This is a genomic window from Leptospira chreensis, assembly GCF_016919165.1.
Classification (GTDB): domain Bacteria; phylum Spirochaetota; class Leptospiria; order Leptospirales; family Leptospiraceae; genus Leptospira_A; species Leptospira_A chreensis.
Window position 1 is genome coordinate 1 of record NZ_JAFFPS010000002.1, and the last position, 3375, is coordinate 3375.

2 protein-coding genes are annotated in these 3375 nt (G+C 32.8%); both read left to right on the forward strand.

The window, feature by feature from the left end:
- The first annotated feature begins 1113 nt into the window (after positions 1–1113).
- A complete protein-coding gene (locus JWG41_RS00025) occupies positions 1114–1881 on the forward strand; it encodes a hypothetical protein (protein WP_205267927.1) in 768 nt (255 codons plus the stop codon).
- Between the two features lie 213 nt (positions 1882–2094).
- Complete coding sequence (locus JWG41_RS00030; protein ID WP_205267928.1) at positions 2095–3096, forward strand: nucleoid-associated protein; 1002 nt, start codon at positions 2095–2097, stop codon at positions 3094–3096.
- The last annotated feature ends 279 nt before the right edge of the window (positions 3097–3375 follow it).

Here is a 3375-nt window from a genome sequence, read left to right on the forward strand (position 1 = left end):
CTCGCTTGGGCTGCGCCACATTTCCCTTCTGTCACTCGTTTGCATCCGCAAACTCCGTGCCAGTCCCTAACGTCCCGCCGGGACTCAGGGTCGGGAAACGTCGTCTCCCCTAGTTCGTTATACGAAATTGCTAAAAATCATTTCCATACAAATTTTTAAAAAATGTATTTAATTATAAAGTCAATTAAGCTAATATTTCTTATATACTTTGTCTTTTTTTTATCAAATTGTGGAAATGTAAGATATAAATCTATAAAACAATTTCAAATATATTTTAATCCCAAAATTTATAATTCAAAAGAACAAATTTTCGAAGTGACTTTCGCATGCGACCAATGGTATTATTTTCATAATCTTATCCCAGGATATAAACTTAATGAAGATGATTGCACCACTTTAGTTGATCAAAAAATTCAAATTATCGGTGAAATTGAGAATACATATATAGGACATATCTCTGATAATTTATATCTTTTTGCAGACAAAAACATAATTAATGAAAGAATTAATTCAGATAAAATTATTTATAATTTCTGCAAAAGTGTCATTTACACTAGAACAAGTAGTTTCAATTTCAAAAACGCAAATTTATTTCTTAAAAGTACACAAAAACCAGAAGAATTTCTAGATTTGTGTTTTGAAATACACAAAGATTTTCACTTCATGAAAGTTTTGTTCAAAATAAATGAATATGAATATATATTTAATATTAGAAGCACCATGGTTTTTCTAACTTTCCACAATGAATACAAAATGGAGAAAAATAAAAGGTTCATCTTAAAAGTGAATGGATCAAAATACTATACTACATACAATGAAATTAGAAAATATCCTCATTATCAGGCATTTCAAATTGAATAACCGCAACTTCGTATAACAGCGACTTACCGCTACGCTTCGGCACAAGGCCTCGCTCGGCCTCCGGCAAATTCCCCTTCTGGCATTCGCCTTGCTTGCGCAAGCTACATGCCAGTCCCTAACGTCCCGTTGGGACTCAGGGTCGGGGAACTTCGGTAAGTCTAGTTCGTTATACGACATGCCTAAAATATGAACGATGATCTAAATTTTCACCAATATCAACGAAGAGAAGCATTCGCAAGATATGGTCTATGTATGTATCATATCCAATGTGTAGAAAAAACACTTTCTTTAATTATAGTAGGTGTAGAAGCATCAAATAGAAAAACTACATCTAACCAACTAAGTTATGAAATTGATATTGTTCAAAACAAAACTTTCGGTAACCTACTTACGAATTTAAAAAATACCAAAACTAAGATAAATTCTGATACCATCATTAAACTAGAATTAGCTTTAAAAGAAAGGAATAGAATAGCTCATGATTATTGGTGGGAAAAAGCAGTTACAATTAGTAAGGAAGAAGGTATTCAAGAAATCATAAATGAATTATCAGAATTAACTGACTTTTTCATAAATTTAGATAAAGAATTAATGATATTTCACAAAAACCAATACAATATATTTGGCATAACTGAAGATCAAGTAAATTCCATTAAACAAGAATTCGAAAAACTTGACAAAATCGAATTTCCAAAGGAAAGAATTTTAAATAAGACTGAAACAGTAAATAAAGTATCCAAACTACTTGTTGACGAAAACAACAAGATATATATCCCCATTTTTTACTTTATAGATGATTCTACCTGGACTTTTGGGGATAATGGACTATACAGAATATATATTGATTCAAAGTCTTCGAAATTATATGAATATAAAAAATTTCAAAATTTTTTCCCTTGTGAAATTTCAACAAAAATCAATTTCAACTCTCCATGGAACTATACATATAAAATGACCAATGGAAAAATTTTAAGAATTTCGAAAGAAAGTGATGAAGGATTCGAATTTACAATCTATTAATTAGGCACGTCGTATAACAGCAACTTACCGCTTCGCTTCGGGACTTCGCCCTCGCTCGGCCTACGGCAAATTCCCCTTCTGGCATTCGCCTTGCGTTCGCAAGCTACATGCCAGTCCCTAACGTCCCGTTCCGGGACTCAGGGTCGGGGAACTTCGGTAAGTCTAGTTCGTTATACGGCATTGGCTAGCAATTAAATTAGAAATAGGTAATATATGAAAATTGATCGAGTAATTGCACATTGGGTTCCTACAAATGATTCTTCTAGAAAATTACAATTGTCAGAAAATTATCCATCAACCTTTAACACTAGTTTTTGGGTCGATAAAATCGACGATTCTTTAATCAAAAAAAAATGTTATGATATAGAATTTATCGCAAACAAACAAGATAAAATCGGATTATTAATCAGGCAGCTTAGAGGTGCCCAAAAAGAAAAATTCATCGAATACTCACAAGAATTAGGAACTTATCTCTACGAGGCACAATCTAAAAAAAGTATTTCAGATGGGTTTCTAATAGTCATTAAAGGAAAAAACGATAACGATCGAGATTATGTCTGTCTATTAAAATTAGAAGGAATACAGGGAAGTGAAGCATTATTTGATCCAAAAAGTAAATCTTTCAATTTAAGAAATATTGAAAATATTCTACTCACTGAAAAAACTAAAGTCTTCAAAATGGGTTATTTTGAATTCGATGGTCATAATATTCTAAGCAAAAAGGCAATGGATGATCAGATTCAAAAAGGAGAAATTGCAACTTTCTGGCTAACAAATTTTTTAAAATGCAAAATGGCGGAAGACCCCGAGAGTAACACTAAAAAGTTTTACAACTATATAAGTGAATTCGCAATTAAAGGAAGGCTAAAACCTCAGGAGTCAATTAATTTGTCCCTTGCACTAGCAAGTGAAATGAACAGTTTTGATAAAACGTTAAACATATCGGAATTCGCATCCAAACATTTACCTTCAGAATTATTAGAAGAATTTAACAACAAGGCTACAACAGCAAAAGTTCCAATGTTCGAATTTGAAAAAAAAATCCCCACCAGTCTAAAAATGAAAATAGAAAAAAGGACATTTTTCTTGGACGGAAATATTATAGTTATAGCACCTCAAATTGAAATTTATTCAAAAACTCCTAGAATTAAACTAGAAAAAAGCGGGACAGAAAAATTCCTTTCTTTAAGGGAAAAAATAAAATCTGTTAAATAAAGCCAACGCCGTATAACAGCGACTTACCGCTACGCTTCGGCACAAGGCCTCGCTCGGCCTCCGGCAAATTCCCCTTCTGGCATTCGCCTTGCTTACGCAAGCTACATGCCAGTCCCTAACGTCCCGTTGGGACTCAGGGTCGGGGAACTTCGGTAAGTCTAGTTCGTTAATTGCAATTTCTGAAAAATTTAGTGGAAGAATAAAGAAAAAAGAGTTTTCCGCTTAATTAATCTAAGTAGTGAATAAGAAATAAAGTAAGAGAAAGACAAAAAGAAATTA

What these genes read in the sequence shown, in the direction of transcription:
- JWG41_RS00025 (WP_205267927.1), top strand. Translation starts at nt 1,114, where the DNA reads ATGTATCATATCCAATGTGTAGAAAAAACACTTTCTTTAATTATAGTA.
- JWG41_RS00030 (WP_205267928.1), top strand. Translation starts at nt 2,095, where the DNA reads ATGAAAATTGATCGAGTAATTGCACATTGGGTTCCTACAAATGATTCT.